General features: G+C 62.4%; 11 protein-coding genes. All 11 read left to right on the forward strand.

Annotation, left to right across the window (positions count from 1 at the left end; genetic code table 11):
* The first annotated feature begins 278 nt into the window (after nt 1–278).
* A complete protein-coding gene (gene dnaA, locus AC1Q6C_RS09930; RefSeq protein WP_003942491.1) occupies nt 279–1841 on the forward strand; it encodes a chromosomal replication initiator protein DnaA in 1563 nt (520 codons plus the stop codon).
* A gap of 584 nt (nt 1842–2425) precedes the next feature.
* Nucleotides 2426–3610 (forward strand): DNA polymerase III subunit beta, encoded by a 1185-nt coding sequence (dnaN, locus tag AC1Q6C_RS09935; RefSeq protein WP_007729165.1) that lies wholly within the window; start codon nt 2426–2428, stop codon nt 3608–3610.
* 44 nt (nt 3611–3654) lie between these two features.
* The gene (gene gnd / locus AC1Q6C_RS09940) at nt 3655–4563 is read left to right on the forward strand and encodes a phosphogluconate dehydrogenase (NAD(+)-dependent, decarboxylating) (RefSeq protein ID WP_050656766.1); all 909 of its coding nucleotides are present in this window, start codon (nt 3655–3657) and stop codon (nt 4561–4563) included.
* Nucleotides 4564–5793 carry a DNA replication/repair protein RecF gene (recF, locus tag AC1Q6C_RS09945; protein WP_030536718.1) on the forward strand — a complete coding sequence of 410 codons (1230 nt, stop codon included), beginning with the start codon at nt 4564–4566 and terminating at the stop codon, nt 5791–5793.
* Nucleotides 5786–6331: a DUF721 family protein gene (locus AC1Q6C_RS09950; protein WP_003942471.1), complete on the forward strand. Its 546-nt coding sequence runs from the start codon at nt 5786–5788 to the stop codon at nt 6329–6331. The genes recF and AC1Q6C_RS09950 overlap by 8 nt, the downstream gene beginning before the upstream one ends.
* Nucleotides 6332–6455: 124 nt before the next feature.
* Nucleotides 6456–7367 carry a metal-dependent hydrolase gene (locus tag AC1Q6C_RS09955; RefSeq protein WP_007729174.1) on the forward strand — a complete coding sequence of 304 codons (912 nt, stop codon included), beginning with the start codon at nt 6456–6458 and terminating at the stop codon, nt 7365–7367.
* Nucleotides 7367–8488 carry a PDR/VanB family oxidoreductase gene (locus tag AC1Q6C_RS09960; RefSeq protein WP_030536717.1) on the forward strand — a complete coding sequence of 374 codons (1122 nt, stop codon included), beginning with the start codon at nt 7367–7369 and terminating at the stop codon, nt 8486–8488. The genes AC1Q6C_RS09955 and AC1Q6C_RS09960 overlap by 1 nt, the downstream gene beginning before the upstream one ends.
* 28 nt (nt 8489–8516) lie before the next feature.
* A complete protein-coding gene (locus AC1Q6C_RS09965) occupies nt 8517–9440 on the forward strand; it encodes an alpha/beta fold hydrolase (RefSeq protein WP_007729179.1) in 924 nt (307 codons plus the stop codon).
* 197 nt (nt 9441–9637) lie between these two features.
* Nucleotides 9638–11674, forward strand: coding sequence for a DNA topoisomerase (ATP-hydrolyzing) subunit B (gyrB, locus tag AC1Q6C_RS09970; protein WP_003942515.1), 2037 nt, complete (start codon nt 9638–9640; stop codon nt 11672–11674).
* An 86-nt stretch (nt 11675–11760) separates the two neighbouring features.
* The gene (gene gyrA, locus AC1Q6C_RS09975; RefSeq protein WP_030536716.1) at nt 11761–14292 is read left to right on the forward strand and encodes a DNA gyrase subunit A; all 2532 of its coding nucleotides are present in this window, start codon (nt 11761–11763) and stop codon (nt 14290–14292) included.
* The gene (locus AC1Q6C_RS09980; RefSeq protein ID WP_492666579.1) at nt 14292–15686 is read left to right on the forward strand and encodes a DUF3566 domain-containing protein; all 1395 of its coding nucleotides are present in this window, start codon (nt 14292–14294) and stop codon (nt 15684–15686) included. Before gyrA ends, AC1Q6C_RS09980 begins: the two co-directional genes overlap by 1 nt.
* Nucleotides 15687–15697 lie beyond the last annotated feature (11 nt).

Here is a 15697-nt window from a genome sequence, read left to right on the forward strand (position 1 = left end):
CCCCGACACCAAGTGGCGAACGCCTCGAGTTCCGACAAAGTTGCAGGTAGATCAATTTCTCGGTCACTTTGACGAATTTGGTTGACGAAAAAACCGACTCGGTGCAGGTTTGTCCACATCTGTGGATAATTGTGTGGAAACACAGCCCAGGTGGCATATTCGTAGCCTGTTACGGGGTTCTCACCCCGGGTGGTAATCCACCGAATCATTCGACGCCGCAGCCATACGCTCGGCAGCTGCAGCACACCCACTGTCGGCGAAACACGGGAAGGAACCACGTGAACGACGATCCCAACGCGCTCGCACGGGTCTGGGTCGACGTGGTTGCAGAACTCACGAGTGATGACCCCGGAAGTAATCTTCCGGCTTTGAGCAGCAAGCAGAAGGCATTTGTCCGTCTGGTGAGGCCTCTCACACTTGCTCAGGGTTTTGCACTCCTCTCGGTTCCATCGCCATTTGCTCAAGAGACGATCGAGCGCGATCTGCGCGAGCCGATCCTGCAGGCACTCGGACGCCATCTCGGTGGCCAGGTCGAGGGACTCGGTGTCCGCATTGCACTCGAAGACGATGCCGACGCACCCGCCGAACCGGTCGAGGAGCGCACGGGCAGCCGTCAGTTCGAGTCGGTCAACTCATCGGGCGCATACCGTCGGCGCAGATTCACCGAAGGCGACGGCGAACCTTCGGACTCCGAGACTGCCGAGACCGAAGAAGTCGACGACGACCGCGAAGCACTCGCGAGCGTTCACGAATCGTGGCCGTCGTACTTCACGAAGCCGCCCGCTACTCCTTCTGCTTCGGGGTCCGGCGCCAACAGCCTCAATGCGAAGTACACCTTCGACACTTTTGTGATCGGATCGTCCAACCGATTCGCTCATGCCGCTGCCGTCGCGATCGCGGAGGCGCCGGCGCGTGCGTACAACCCCTTGTTCATCTGGGGAGCTTCGGGCCTGGGCAAGACGCACCTTCTTCATGCGGCCGGCCACTACGCACAGCGACTGTTCCCCGGCATGCGGGTCAAGTACGTCTCGACCGAAGAATTCACCAACGACTTCATCAACAGTCTTCGTGACGACCGCAAGGTCGCGTTCAAGCGTCGCTACCGGGAAACGGATGTCCTGCTGGTCGACGACATCCAGTTCATCGAAGGCAAGGAAGGTATTCAGGAGGAGTTCTTCCATACCTTCAACACCTTGCACAACGCGAACAAGCAGATCGTCGTTTCCTCGGACCGTCCGCCCAAACAGTTGGCAACCCTCGAGGAGCGTCTGCGGACGCGCTTCGAATGGGGCCTGATCACCGACGTTCAGCCGCCTGAGCTCGAGACGCGTATCGCGATTCTGAGCAAGAAGGCGAGGATGGATCGCCTCGAGGTCCCGCACGACGTCCTCGAGTTGATCGCCAGCCGTATCGAGCGCAACATTCGTGAACTCGAGGGCGCGTTGATCCGCGTCACCGCTTTTGCCTCGCTCAACCGCCAGCCGTTGGATCTGACGTTGGCCGAGGTGGTCCTGCGCGATCTGATGCCCGATTCGTCGAGCCTCGAGATCAACGCGGCGACGATCATGGCGGTGACGGCCGAATACTTCAACATGTCGATCGACGACCTGTGTGGGCCGGGTAAGGCCCGGCCACTCGCTCAGGCCCGCCAGATCTCGATGTATTTGTGCCGTGAGCTCACTGATTTGTCCTTGCCGAAGATCGGTCAGACGTTCGGCCGTGACCACACGACGGTCATGTACGCCGACAAGAAGATCCGTAAGGAAATGACGGAACGCCGCAAGGTGTACGACCAGGTTCAGGAGTTGACCGCAAGGATCAAGCAGCGCTCCAAGCGTTGACCTGCACTTATTTCGATCGATGCCGCTCGAGGCAGAGGTTCCCTCGAGCGGCATCGGTGTATTCGAAGGGTTCCACGTGCGGTCCCCTCGAGGGCGGTTGTCCACCTCGAGGGACGACACGCCGGAGTCAGACACGCCGATGAGAACAAACTCTTCGTTTCTTGTGAAAAGTATTCACATCTGTGGATAAGTGTGTTGATAACTCCGAAAGTCTGTGGAGTTCTCGAGGAGGAATCCGAAAACTTTCAGAGAGTGCACAGAGGGGGTCGATTGGTCCTCGAGTCTGTCCTCGAGAAGTGCACAGGCCCTCGAGGGGACCTACCAGCGTCGACAACCGTTGCTCCACAGATTGCACAGGACTTATTACTACTACTGAGAATTTCCTAGGAAAAGCTCTTTGAAAATAGTTCTGGGGACAACTCCTGTTGAGAACCTCGCCTCAGGCTGCGCTCGCCGCGGCTTCGGCTTTCCACTTGCGCCCTCGAGGGCATACGGTGGGCATCGCTTGGTCTGTGTCAGACTTCAAGTGAGCTGATGCAGATCCGCAGCAGACGAACATGCCTACCGAGAGGAATAACCCGGCGATGGAGCTTGGAAGCCTGAAGTTTCGCGTTTCCCGGGAAGAGTTCGCTGATTCAGTAGCGTGGGTTGCTCGTAGCCTGCCCTCGAGGCCGCCCGTGCCGGTTCTCGGCGGAGTTCTTCTCGACGCAACCGAAGCCGGCCTCACCGTTTCCGGGTTCGACTACGAGGTATCCGCGCAGGTCCGCGTCTCGGCAGATGTCACAACTGCAGGTCAGGCACTCGTCTCCGGTCGCCTCCTCGCAGATATCACCAAGTCGCTTCCCAACAAGCCGGTCGATGTGACCCTCGAGGGCACTCGCGTGCTCATCTCGTGCGGAAGCGCCAAGTTCTCCCTGCCCACGATGCCGGTCGAGGACTACCCCCAGCTTCCGACGCTTCCGCAGCAGTCCGGGTCCATTCCCGTCGACCTGTTCTCCGAAGCCATCAGCCAGGTAGCTGTTGCAGCCGGCAAGGACGACACCCTTCCGATGCTCACGGGTATCCGTGTCGAGATCGAACAGAATTCGATCGTCCTCGCCGCTACCGACCGCTTCCGTCTCGCCGTACGTGAACTCGAGTGGACTCCGGCCAATCCCGACGTCCAGGCTGCTGTTCTCATCCCGGCCAAGACTTTGTCCGAGTCCGCGAAAACGCTTGCCGGCAATGCAAATTCGCCGGTCGAGTTGGCTCTCGGCTCCGGTACGACCATCGGAAACGACGGACTCCTCGGCATCGTCAACGACGGACGCCGCACCACGACGCGCCTCCTCGACGCCGAGTTCCCGAAGTTCCGTCAGTTGCTGCCTGCTCAGCACACCGCGATGGCAACGGTCGAGGTCACGCCTCTCATCGAGGCCATCAAGCGTGTAGCACTCGTCGCCGAGCGTGGCGCACAGGTTCGCATGCAGTTCTCCGCTGACGGCCTGCTCCTCTCTGCGGGTGGCGACGACGCCGGCCGCGCGGAAGAGACGCTCAACGCGTCGTTCCAGGGCGAAGCACTCACCATTGCGTTCAACCCCGGTTACCTCATCGACGGGTTGAATTCGCTTCACAGCGAAAACGTTCTGTTCGGCTTCACCACTCCCAGCCGTCCGGCTGTTCTTCGCCCCGCGGCCGAGGAAGAGCCCACGGCAGACGAATCCGGTAACTTCGCTGCGCCCTCGAGCGAGTACACGTACCTGCTGATGCCGGTTCGCCTTCCGGGCTGAGTGAAACCCCGCACTTCAGTTCGCGCCTGACCAGGGAGAACAGTATGAAGATCGGACTCGTAGGTCTCGGCAAGATGGGCTTCAACATGCGTGAGCGCTTGCGCGCGCATGGCCTCGAGGTGATCGGATACGACCCTCGACCGGAAGTCACCGATGTCGGGTCACTTGCCGAACTAGCTGCATCCCTCGAGGGACCTCGAGTCGTCTGGGTGATGGTTCCGGCCGGTGACATCACCCAGAGCACCATTGCCGAACTGGCGGATACCCTCGAGGGCGGCGATCTGGTCATCGACGGTGGAAACTCTCGCTTCACCGACGACGCTGTTCATGCCGAGCTGTTGGGCGCCCGTGGGATCGGTTTCCTCGACTGCGGTGTCTCCGGTGGCATCTGGGGCCGTGAGAACGGCTACGGCCTGATGGTGGGCGGATCCGAGCCTGACGTCAAGAAGGCAATGCCGATCTTCGACGCCCTTCGCCCCGACGGTGAGGCTGCAGACGGCTTTGTCCACGCCGGTCCCGTCGGTGCTGGTCATTACGCGAAGATGGTGCACAACGGCATCGAATACGGCCTGATGCAGGCGTATGCCGAGGGGTACGAGCTCCTCGAGGCGGAAAGCCTGATCGCGGACGTTCCGGGCGTGCTCCGAGCTTGGTCGAAGGGAACCGTCGTACGTTCGTGGTTGCTCGATCTGCTTGTCGACGCCCTCGAGGAAGATCCGGAGCTTGCGCAGATCACGGGCTATACCGAGGATTCCGGTGAGGGCCGCTGGACGGTCGAGGAAGCTATCAAGCACGCGGTCCCCGCTCCCGTCATCTCGGCTGCTCTGTTCGCGAGATTTGCTTCACGACAGGATGATTCACCGGCCATGAAGGCGGTGTCTGCCTTGCGTAATCAGTTCGGTGGTCACGCGGTCAAGAGCGCTTCGCCCAAGAATTCGGCTTCTGGAAGCTAAGTGTTCGTTCGTAGATTTTCGCTGCGGGACTTCCGATCCTGGGATTCGCTGACGCTTGACCTCACGCCGGGAACAACCGTGTTCCTCGGTTCCAACGGGCACGGTAAAACCAACGTGCTCGAGTCGCTCGGGTATCTGTCGACGCTGTCGTCACATCGAGTGTCCGCGGATGCACCGATGATCCGCAGCGGTTCCGCCAGTGCCTTTGCCGGTGCAACGGTGGTCAACAATGGGCGCGAACTGACCATCGATGTCGAACTGATCGAGGGAAAGTCCAACCGCGCCAGGATAAATCAGTCTCCGACGCGTCGTCCGCGGGAAGTGCTGGGGATTCTGCAGTCGGTGATGTTCGCGCCGGAAGATCTGTCGTTGGTTCGCGGAGATCCTGGCGATCGTCGACGCTATCTCGACGAGTTGTTGACGTCCCGGATACCCCGAATGGCTGCTGTCCGTGCGGATTACGACAAAGTTCTGCGTCAGCGCTCAGCCCTACTCAAAACTGCCGGTGCGGCTTTGCGTCGCGGTTCTCGTGGTGGCGAGTCCGACAACGTCCTCTCCACCCTCGAGGTGTGGGACGGGCATCTGGCCGCTCACGGCGCACAATTGTTGGCCGGGCGCCTCGAGTTGGTCCATGATCTGGCGCCCCACCTGGCGGAGTCGTATCGTTCCATTGCACCCGAATCCCGGCCGGCGTCGATTCGATACAAGAGCAGTCTGGGGTCCTCGTTGGATCCCGAATTCACCGATCCTGCAAGGATTTCCGGTATCGACGACGTTGCATACCTCGAGGAGAGATTCCATCTCGAGTTGGCGCAGATGAGGTCGAAGGAAATCGATCGCGGAGTGTGTCTGGTCGGTCCGCATCGGGACGACCTGGAGCTGATTCTCGGCGACAGTCCGGCGAAAGGTTTTGCCAGCCATGGTGAATCGTGGTCTTTTGCGCTTTCGCTGAGACTGGCAGGTTTTGCTCTGTTGCGCGCGGACGGCAGCGACCCGGTCCTGATGCTCGACGATGTCTTCGCGGAATTGGACCGTCGTCGCCGTCGTGCGCTCGCCACCGTTGCCGCCACCGCAGAACAGGTACTGATCACGGCCGCCGTTCCCGAGGACGTACCGGACGAACTCGAGGCGGCCAAGTTCGGCGTCGAAGCCTCCGATACCGGAGACGGTCGGATATCCCGGATAGTGCCCGTAGGCTCGACAGATCAGGAGGTCGAGTTCGATGACTGAAGACAGCAGCGCGGCTCCGGAGCCCGAGCTCAAAGGGATCGATCTGGCGCGCCGTGCCCTCGAGGAGGCACGCGCGACGGCAAAGGCCAACGGCAAGGCCGTCGGGCAGGGGCGATCGTCGCCCAAATACGGAAGTGGCCGACCGCGTCGACGCAGCGGTTGGTCCGGCCCCGGCCCGGATGCGCGGGACCCTCAGCCGTTCGGCGCTCTCACCAGCGCTATCTCCAAATCGCGTGGGTGGTCCCCCAAGGTGTCCGAGGGCACGGTCCTCGGTCGGTGGCCGCAGGTCGTCGGAGAAGACATCTCCGCGCACGCCGAGCCGATCTCTCTGAAAGAAGGTGTTCTCAGCATCTCTGCCGAATCGACGGCGTGGGCTACCCAGTTGCGCATGATGCAGTCCCAGATTCTGGCCAAGATCGCTGCTGCCGTCGGTGACGGCGTCGTGAAGACACTGCGGATCACCGGTCCGAGTGCGCCTAGCTGGCGCAAGGGAGAAAGGCATGTGAAAGGCCGCGGACCTCGCGATACGTACGGCTGAGGAAAACTCAACCAGGCCCTGGTTCTACCTATTACTTCGTGTTACAGTTAAAACTCGCTAGTGAGTGAACTGTGTCACAAGGCTGTCGTTCCCCACCGATCGGCAGGCATGAAGGAGTAGCTAGATGTCGCAGAAGATATCGACACCCGCTTCGTCGTTCGCCGAGCCGGATCACATCCTGTTGCAGGCTCGCAATGTCGAGTTCGACTGGTCCGATCTGCCCATGCACTGGATTCCGGGCGATCCGTTCAGCACACACGTTCTCAACGTGCTTCACCTTCTCCTCCCCGCCGGTGAGGAATGGTTTGTCGAGACCTTCAAGGAAGCTCTTCCTCTGATCGAGGACGAGAAACTCCGTGAGGACGTCGTCGGATTCATCGGCCAAGAGGCGATGCACTCCAACGCGCACTCGGGTGTCCTCGTCCATCTCAAGGAAAACGGCCTCGATCCGACGCCGTACACCCAGCAGATGGAGTGGGCATTCTCGAAGCTGCTCGGACCGCGTCCGATGACGGGTCTGCGTGCCGAGAATCACCTGGTGGAGCGCTTGGCGATCATCGCGGCCATCGAACACATCACTGCTTTCCTCGGCGACTGGGTGCTCAACGCCAAGGGACTGGACAAAGCCGGCATGCACCCGACCATGCTTGATCTCCTTCGCTGGCACGGCGCCGAAGAAGTCGAACACCGAGCCGTCGCGTACGACGTCATGCGCTACTTCGACAAGCGTGAGACCCGCCGGATCCGTACCCAGATCCTCGTCACGCCCGCAATCGTGTGGCTGTGGATTCGCGGTACCCGGTTCTTGATGCGCAACGATCCCGAGCTTGCCGCTCAGGCTCCCAGCCGTCGACGCCCCCACCTGTCCGATTTCATCGCGGCCGGAAAGCGTGGCACAGTTCCCACGTCGTTCGAGCTGGTCAAGCGGATGTCGACGTACTTCAGCAAGTCCTATCACCCCAGTAACGAGGGCTCGACCGCCCAGGCGGTGCAGTACCTGGCGTCGTCACCCGCAGCTCAGGCGGCTGCACGGTGATTTCACTCTCGAGGGTCAAGGACGTCATCTCCGGGCACGACGGGTTGCCGCGTTTTCCGGCGCCACCCGATTTGTCCGGAAAGAACCGTCCCGACCGTGCCATGCGCATCACGGAGTTGTTGGCGGACAAGTACCTTCGGGTGTTGACGGCCTACGACTACAACCCCGAGATCGCTGGCCACAACCCCGACACGGCCATGAACATGGTGGTCAGTACGCGTGAGGTGGTGGCGACTGACGAGAACGTCGTTCGCCTGCGCTTCGAATCCGCGGACGGCTCACCGATTCCGCCGTGGCATCCGGGTTCGCACCTGGACTTCCATCTACCTTCGGGTCTGCGGCGTCAGTATTCGCTGTGCGGCGACCCTGCCGATCGCACGGGGTACAGCGTCGCGGTGCGCCGGATCCCCGACGGCGGTGGCGGTTCCATCGAGATGCACGCTCTCCAGCCCGGTGAGCACGTCACGGTACGCGGACCACGCAACGGCTTCCCGTTTGTCGGAGAAGGCAGCGCGTTGTTCGTCGCCGGCGGCATCGGTATCACGCCGATCATCGCAATGGTCCGTGCGGCAAGAGAATTGGGGATGGACTGGTACTTCGTGTACTCGGGCCGCTCTCGTGAATCCATGCCGTTTCTCGACGAGATCGCAACCTGGGAACCCGAGCGTGTCTTCGTGCGCCCGGACGACGAGTTCGGATTGCCCACCACCACAGACCTTCTCGGACGAGCGCCGGTCGGCGGCGCCGTGTACTGCTGTGGCCCGACGCCGATGCTCGATGCCGTCCGCCGCGGTTTCCGCGATACACCCTCCACCGCTTTGCATTTCGAGCGGTTCGGGGCTCCGCCGGTGATCGACGGCAAGGAATTCGAAGTGCAGCTTGTCAATTCGGGACAGGTGCTCACCGTGCCCGCCGACGAGTCCGCGCTCGACGTCATCAAGAAGACTTTGCCCGGTGTCGGGTACTCGTGTCAGCAGGGTTTCTGCGGAACCTGTCGTGTGAAGGTGCTCGCGGGTAAACCCGATCACCGCGAAAGGCGTCTGACCGACACCGAACAGGAAACGGAGATGCTCATCTGCGTATCCCGTTCCGACGGTGGACGTCTCGTTCTCGATCTCTAGATATTTCCCGACTCCGAAGGGTTCGACAATGTCGAAGCACTCTCCTGTCCATGCCGTGACCGCGCGTCGCGTGACCAACGGTTCCGTCAGCCTGGCCGTGTTCGAGCAGGGCAAGGCAGACGGCGAGACCATCGTCCTGGTGCATGGTTGGCCCGACACCCATGAATTGTGGAACCGCATCGTGCCTTTGCTGGCAGACGACTTCCGCGTCGTCAGCTACGACAGCCGCGGGGCCGGTGAGAGCACGATCCCCTCGAGGGTGCAGGACTACCAACTGAGCGCACTGGCCGGCGATCTTTTTGCCGTCATCGACGCGGTCAGCCCGGGCAAGCCGGTGCACGTCCTGGCACATGACTGGGGATCCGTGGAAACGTGGGAAGCGGTCTGCGAGCCGGGTGCCGAAGAGAAGATCGCGTCGTTCTCGTCCATCTCGGGCCCCAATCTCGATCATCTCGGCAAGTGGATCCGGGCGAGCGCGTCCAAGCGTCGTTTCCTCGGCCCGGCGGCGCAGGGAATTGCGTCGGCCTACACCGTTCTGTTCCAGATTCCCGGGCTGTGCACCCTTCCGTTGCGTCTGTGGTTCTCCAAGCACTGGCCGGCGTTTCTGGGCTTCTTCGACGGTCTGGACCCCCGTGTGGTCAACACCGCGCCCACCATTGCCGACGACATGGTGAACGGACTCAAGCTTTATCGCGCGAACATCCGGCCGTCTCTCGGCAAGCCGCGGGATCGGTACACGGACGTGCCTGTTCAGCTCATTCTGAACAAGTACGACAAAGCCGTTCGTCCGGTGGGATACGAAGACACCGAAAAATGGGTCTCCGACCTGCAGCGACGTGAAATTGCCGCGGGACACTGGTCGCCGTTTTCACATCCGGGTGAGGTTGCCGAACATGCGCGGGCATTTATCGCGAGCCTGAGAGAGCGTCGCTCGGAGAAGCAAAGTTCCTAGCGTTTCACCTTCCGGGGATCGTAAAAATTCGTCTGCGGCGCAGCCAGGGGTGTCATTGGCCGCTTCTAGTCGGTGCTTACCAGTAAGATGGTCAACGGTAACTAGCGGCAACATTCTCGAACCCGCTCCGACGACACCCGCAAGGGCTTGCTGACGGCTGCGCTCGAGTATTGACGGAGAAGGAGAGCTACCCACCCGTGGCTGCCCAGAAGTCAGATACAAGCACTTCCAGCAAGGACTACAACGCGTCGTCCATCACCGTCCTCGAAGGACTCGAGGCGGTACGTAAGCGTCCAGGCATGTACATCGGTTCCACCGGTGAACGCGGTCTGCACCACCTCATTTGGGAGGTCGTCGACAACTCGGTCGACGAGGCGATGGCCGGACACGCCACCAAGGTCGAGGTCACCCTCCTCGAAGACGGCGGAATCCGCGTCATCGACGACGGCCGTGGCATCCCGGTCGGCATGCACGCCTCCGGAGTTCCCACCGTCGAGGTCGTGCTGACCCAGCTGCACGCCGGCGGCAAGTTCGACTCCGACTCCTACGCCGTCTCCGGTGGTCTGCACGGCGTCGGCATCTCGGTGGTCAACGCGCTCTCGACCCGGCTCGACGTCGACATCAAGGTCGACGGCTACCGGTGGCAGCAGACGTACACCGATTCCAAGCCGGGAGAGCTCGTACAGGGCGACCCGACGAAGGAGACCGGCACCACCGTCAGTTTCTGGGCCGATCCCGAGATCTTCGAGACCACCCGCTACAACTTCGAGACCGTTGCGCGTCGTCTGCAGGAAATGGCCTTCCTCAACAAGGGCCTGACCATCACGCTGACCGACGAGCGCGCCGAGGTCATCGACGACGAAGCTGCCGAGGTGGCCGAGGCTCCCAAGTCTGCTGCCGAAGAAGCCGAAGAAGCTGCTCAGGCAGCGCCGCGTAAGTCCAAGACCCGTATCTACCACTACCCCGGTGGACTCGAGGACTACGTCCGGCACATCAACAAGAGCAAGACCCCGATCCACAACTCGGTCGTCGGATTCACCGCCAAGGGCACCGGCCACGAGCTCGAGGTCGCAATGCAGTGGAACTCCGGATACTCGGAGTCCGTGCACACCTTCGCCAACACCATCAACACCCACGAGGGTGGTACCCACGAAGAGGGCTTCCGCGCCGCACTGACCGCAACGGTCAACAAGTACGCGCTCGAAAAGAAGCTGCTCAAGGACAAGGATCCCAAGCTCACCGGTGACGACATCCGTGAAGGACTCGCGGCCATCATCTCGGTGAAGGTCGGTGAACCCCAGTTCGAGGGTCAGACCAAGACCAAGCTCGGCAATACCGAGGTCAAGTCCTTCGTGCAGAAGGCGTGCAACGAGCACCTCGCGCACTGGTTCGAGGCGAACCCCGCCGACGCGAAAACCATTGTGAACAAGGCTGTTTCGTCGGCGCAGGCCCGCGTCGCCGCACGTAAGGCGCGTGAGCTGGTCCGTCGTAAGAGTGCGACCGACCTCGGTGGCCTGCCAGGCAAGCTCGCCGATTGCCGCTCCAACGATCCAGAGAAGTCCGAGATCTACATCGTGGAGGGCGACTCCGCAGGCGGCTCGGCCAAGTCCGGCCGAGACTCGATGTACCAGGCGATCCTCCCGCTCCGCGGAAAGATCATCAACGTCGAGAAGGCGCGTATCGATCGCGTCCTCAAGAACACCGAAGTCCAGTCGATCATCACCGCGTTCGGCACGGGCATCCACGACGAGTTCGACATCGCCAAGCTGCGCTATCACAAGATCGTGCTCATGGCCGACGCCGACGTCGACGGTCAGCACATCGCAACGCTGCTGCTCACGCTGCTGTTCCGCTTCATGCGGCCGCTCGTCGAGCACGGCAAGGTCTACCTCGCGCAGCCGCCGCTGTACAAGCTCAAGTGGCAGAAGGGTGCGCAGCCGGAATTCGCGTACTCCGACCGCGAGCGCGACGCGATGGTCAAGGCCGGCCTCGAGTCCGGCAAGAAGATCAACAAGGACGACGGCATCCAGCGCTACAAAGGCCTCGGCGAGATGAACGCCAAGGAGCTGTGGGAAACCACGATGGACCCGACGGTGCGCGTTCTGCGTCTCGTCACGCTCGACGACGCGGCTGCTGCCGACGAGCTGTTCAGCGTGCTGATGGGCGAAGACGTCGAAGCACGACGCAGCTTCATCACCCGCAATGCCCGGGACGTTCGTTTCCTCGACGTGTAGGCCTGCGGCCCTGTGCGTGGTTGAGGAGTCCCCGGGCTCCTTTTCCGCGCACAGGGGCTTGCCCCCTCTTTTAAGAAAGTGAGCTCATGACCGACACCACGTTGCCACCGGACGGTCCGCAACACGACCGGATCGAACCGGTCGACATCCAGCAGGAAATGCAGAACAGCTACATCGACTACGCCATGAGCGTCATCGTCGGTCGCGCTCTGCCGGATGTCCGCGACGGACTCAAGCCGGTGCACCGCCGCGTGCTCTACGCGATGTACGACAACGGATATCGCCCCGACCGCGGATACGTGAAGTCTGCCCGACCGGTCGCCGAGACCATGGGTAACTACCACCCCCACGGCGACTCCTCGATCTACGACACGTTGGTCCGTATGGCCCAGCCGTGGTCGCTGCGTTACCCGCTCGTCGACGGTCAGGGAAACTTCGGATCCCGCGGCAACGACGGCGCAGCCGCCATGCGTTACACCGAGTGCAGGCTCACGCCGCTCGCGATGGAAATGCTGCGCGAAATCGACCACGAGACAGTCGATTTCACCCCGAACTACGACGGCAAGACGCAGGAACCGACGGTTCTGCCCAGCCGAATCCCGAACCTTCTGATCAACGGTTCCAACGGCATCGCCGTCGGTATGGCCACCAACATTCCGCCGCACAACCTGCGTGAAGTTGCCGAGGCCATCTACTGGGCGCTCGAGAACTTCGAGGCGGACGAGGAAGCCACCCTCGCGGCCGTCATGGAGCGCATCAAGGGACCCGACTTCCCGACGCACGGGCTCATCGTCGGTGGACAGGGCATCCAGGATGCCTACACCACCGGCCGTGGCTCCGTCCGTATGCGCGGCGTCGTCGAGATCGAAGAAGATGCCAAGGGCCGCACCACGATCGTCATCACCGAGCTGCCCTACCAGGTCAACCCGGACAACCTGATCACCTCCATCGCGGAGCAGGTTCGTGACGCCAAGATCGGTGGCATCTCCGACATCCACGACGAGTCCTCGGACCGCGTCGGCATGCGCATCGTCGTCACCGTCAAGCGTGACGCCGTTGCCAAGGTCGTGCTGAACAACCTTTACAAGCACACCCAGCTGCAGACCAGCTTCGGCTGCAACATGCTCTCCATCGTCGACGGAGTGCCGCGCACGCTGCGCCTCGACCAGATGATCCGTCTGTACACGGCGCATCAGCTCGAGGTCATCGTTCGTCGTACCAGGTACCTGCTTCGCAAGGCACAGGAGCGCGCCCACATCCTGCGCGGTCTGGTCAAGGCCCTCGACGCTCTGGACGAGGTCATCGCCTTGATCCGTGCGTCGCAGACCGTCGACATCGCTCGCGCCGGATTGATGGAACTCCTCGACGTCGACGAGATCCAGGCCGACGCCATCCTCGGCATGCAGCTGCGTCGTCTGGCCGCCCTCGAGCGTCAGAAGATCGTCGACGAGTTGGCCGAGATCGAACTCGAAATCGCGGACCTCGAAGACATTCTGGCTCGCCCGGAGCGTCAGCGCGCGATCGTTCGTGACGAGCTCAAGGAAATCGTCGACAAGTACGGCGACGACCGTCGTACCCGCATCATCGCCGCCGACGGAGACGTCAACGACGAGGATCTGATCGCCCGCGAAGACGTCGTCGTCACGATCACCGAGACCGGTTACGCCAAGCGCACCAAGACCGACCTGTACCGCTCGCAGAAGCGCGGCGGCAAGGGTGTTCAGGGTGCCGGCCTCAAGCAGGACGACATCGTCTCGCACTTCTTCGTCACGTCGACGCACGACTGGCTGCTGTTCTTCACCACGAAGGGCCGCGTCTACCGCGCCAAGGCTTACGAACTGCCCGAGGCGAGCCGTACAGCTCGCGGTCAGCACGTTGCCAACCTGCTGGCATTCCAGCCGGACGAGCGCATCCAGTCCGTCATCCAGATCAAGACGTACGAAGACGCGCCATACCTGGTGCTCGCCACACGCAACGGTCTGGTCAAGAAGTCCAAGCTCACCGACTTCGACTCCAACCGCAGCGGTGGCATCGTCGCCATCAACCTGCGCGGTGAAGACGAACTGGTCGGCGCTGTCCTCTGCTCCGCCGAAGACGACCTGCTTCTCGTCTCGGCACAGGGCCAGTCGATCCGCTTCTCGGCCACCGACGAGGCACTGCGTCCGATGGGCCGCGCCACTTCCGGTGTCCAGGGCATGCGTTTCAACGGTGACGACGAGCTGCTCTCGCTCAACGTCGTTCGTGAAGGAACGTTCCTCCTGGTCGCCACGTCGGGCGGTTACTCCAAGCGAACTGGCATGGAGGACTACCCGGTGCAGGGTCGCGGCGGCAAGGGCGTGCTCACGATTCAGTACGACAAGAAACGTGGCACTCTGGTCGGTGCGCTCATCGTCGACGACGACGACGAGCTGTACGCGATCACCTCGGGCGGCGGCGTCATCAGGACGGCTGCCAAGCAGGTTCGTAAGGCGGGACGCCAGACCAAGGGCGTGCGTCTGATGAACCTCGGCGAAGGCGACACACTGCTCGCGATTGCGCGCAACGCCGACGAGCCCGAAGAGCTCGCTGCAGAGACCACCGACAACGCAGACAATGCCGATGGAGCTAAGGAGTCCTAGTGAGCACTCCCAACCAGCCGGGCAGTGACCAGAAGAGCGAAAGCACCTCAGGTTCGACGCCACCGAAGCCGGAGCAGGCAACTGCTCCGGCGGGGCCGCAGACCTCGAAACCTGCAGCTCCAGCGGACGGCGGACCCAAAGCTTCCGAGGCGGCTCCGGCGCCCAAGGCACCAGAGCCGCCTCGCGGCCCGTCGGCTCAGAAGCCGGCGGGTGGGGCTTCCGACGCCGCGGGTGCGGCCAAGGGTCAAGCTCCTTCCGCTCCTTCTGTGGCTCCGGCTGCGCCGGTAACTCCGGCAAAGGGTGACGGTCAGGCTCCGCCGCAACCGGTTGCCAATCAGGCTCGTGGCAGCCAGGCGCCGCCGTGGCAACGCGGACCCCAGCCGTCGGGTCAGCCGCAGGGGCAGCCAGCTCAGAACCCCGCTGCTCAGAACCCGGCGTCCAAAGCCCCGGCGTCGAAGACTCAGCCACCGCAGAATCAGGCTCCGCAAAGTCAGGCTCCGCAAAGTCAGCCGCAGACCAACATCACGCGCCCAGCCGGCGCTGGTGCTCCTGCGGGTCGACCGGCAGCTCCTGCCGGGGGTAAGCCGCCTGCGGGTCCGCAGCGTCCTGCAGCGGCCGGCCCGGCGCAGGGTGGTCCGGCCAAAAACCCCGCGCAGGGTGGTGCGCCGAAGGGACAGCCGCAATCGGGTCGCCCCGCTGCCGGTGCACCGACGGGTCGTCCTGCCGGCAACCCGTCGGCACGTCCCGTCGTGACGGGAACGGCGGCTGCCGCAGCTACCGGTGGCGTCGCCGGCGCGGCAGCAGCCAAGGCTGTTACACCCTCGGGCGCAAATCCCAAGGCTGCAAACGCCACGGTCGCCAGTCCCACGGTCGCTAATCCGAAAGCAAAAGCCGCCGCGATCGACGGGCCGACTCGGCACATCGATCGCAAGGATCTACCGAAGGACATGCCTGACCTCTCCGAGGCCAAGCATCCGTTGCCTGCTGCGGTGAAGGGTGAGAAAACTCACGCCGTATCGGCCTCGGTCGTGGACGGTGCGCCACTGCGCGCAACGGTCCAGATCCGTCGTATCGACCCGTGGTCCACGCTCAAGATCACGTCCGTGATCTCGGTATCGCTGTTCTTCGTGTGGATGGTGGCCGTCGGACTGCTCTACGTCGTTCTCGACGGCATGGGCGTCTGGGATCGCCTGAACAACGCGTTCACCGACATCGTTGCCGACGGCGGCTCCGACGGTCTGGTGACGGCCGGCCAGGTGTTCGGCTACGCCGCGCTGATCGGCATCGCGAACATGGTGCTTTTCACGGCACTCGTCACGATCGGATCGTTCATCTACAACCTCTGCAGCGACCTGGTTGGCGGCGTAGAGGTAACTCTCGCCGACCGCGACTGACCTGCGAAAAC

The organism is Rhodococcus sp. MT28 (assembly GCF_058792695.1).